At 65.3% G+C, this 1,645-nt stretch carries 1 pseudogene; it reads left to right on the forward strand.

What is annotated here, in order from left to right:
- Positions 1–107: 107 nt before the first annotated feature.
- Positions 108–1,645: pseudogene (locus EOD15_RS36085) on the forward strand (hypothetical protein); the annotation flags it as partial.

A 1,645-nucleotide genomic window follows, 5' to 3' on the forward strand; every position in this document is an offset into this window, starting at 1 on the left:
ATGCCACGGGCTCCGGCACGATCAGCGTCACCGGCGTGGGCAACTCCATCGCCACGGGCACCGGTGTGGCGATGAACCTGAGCGGCGTCACCGTCGCGGCCACCGGCATGAATTTTTCCTCGACCAGCAACGGCGCCGGCGGCAACAGCGCCGTCGTCCTCACCAACGTGATCGGGTTGGGGACGATCAATCTCGGCGCCGGCACGCTGGTCGGCGGCAGCGCGGCAACCATCGCTGTCAGCGGCGGCACCGCCAACCTCAACTATACCGGCAATGTCAGCCAGTCGAACAATGCCACCCTGGTCAGCGTCACGGGCGGGCACAGCGGCTCGCTCAACTTCGCTACCGGTACGCTGTCGGCGACGAACGGTACCGGCCTGCAGTTCGACAATGCGGACGGCATCTACAGTTTCGTCGGCACGACGACGCTGAATGGCGGCAATGCCAGCGTCGACATCCTCAACGGCTCGGGCGGCACGTTCAATTTCGGCACCGGCACCTCGATCATCAGCCCCAGCGGCACGGCGTTCAACGTCAATGGCGGCACCGCCACCGTCACCTATGCCGGCACGATCACGCAAGCCACCGCCGGCGAGCGCATGATCGTCGTCGCCGACACCGCCGGCGGTTCGGTGAATTTCACCACTGCCGTGGCGAACGGGCTCAATGACACCGGCGGCACCGGCATTGTGATCGACGGCGCGGCGGGCAGCGTCACCGTCAACAACGCCAGCCTGACGGGCACGGCCGGCATCACCATTCTCGGCGATTCGACCAACAATGCGACCGGCACCTATACCTTCAACAATGTCGCCATCCAGACCGACGCGGGGGCTGCGAACAATGCCTTCGTCGTCGATGGCGACCAGGGCACGCCAGGCAATGACGACGTCAGCGCGGTCGTCAACCTGAACAATGTCGACATCACCAACCCTGGCGGCAATGTCGCCAACATCCGCGGCATGGCCGGCGGCTCGGTCAATTTCGACAGCGCCAGCACGATCACTCGCAACGACGGCGGGCTGGGCATTGCCGTGCTCAGCAACGCCGGCGGCATCATCAACTTCGGCGGCGCGATCAAGACGCTCTCGACCGGCGTCAACGCCGCCGTCATCCTGACCAGCAACCCCGGCGCGACCATCAACTTCACCAATGGCGGGCTGGTTATCAACACAACGAGCGGCGGCGGCTTCAGCGCCACGGGCGGCGGCACGGTGACGGTGCAGGGCACCGGCAACACGATCACCTCCGGCACAGGCACGGCGCTCAACGTCGTCAACACGACGATCGGCGCCAGCGGGCTGAATTTCCAGAGCATTACGTCCACAGGATCGAGCGGCAACGCAGGCATCGTCCTCGACAACACCGGCTCAGGCGGCGGGCTGACCGTCACAGGAACGGGCTCGGCAGGCTCCGGCGGCACGATCGCGAACAAGACCGGCGGCGATATCCTCAACGGCAACACCGCAGTCGGGAACACCACGTCCGGCACAGGCGGCACCGGCATCTTCCTGCGCAGCACGGCGAACGTGTCGCTGACCAACATGCAGCTCAACGACTTCTCCAACTTCGCTATCTACGGCAAGACGGTTACCGGCTTCACGATGACCGGCACGACCATCAGCGGCGTGAACGGCTCCAACAA

The sequence above is a fragment of the Mesorhizobium sp. M7A.T.Ca.US.000.02.2.1 genome, from assembly GCF_003996995.1.
Classification (GTDB): domain Bacteria; phylum Pseudomonadota; class Alphaproteobacteria; order Rhizobiales; family Rhizobiaceae; genus Mesorhizobium.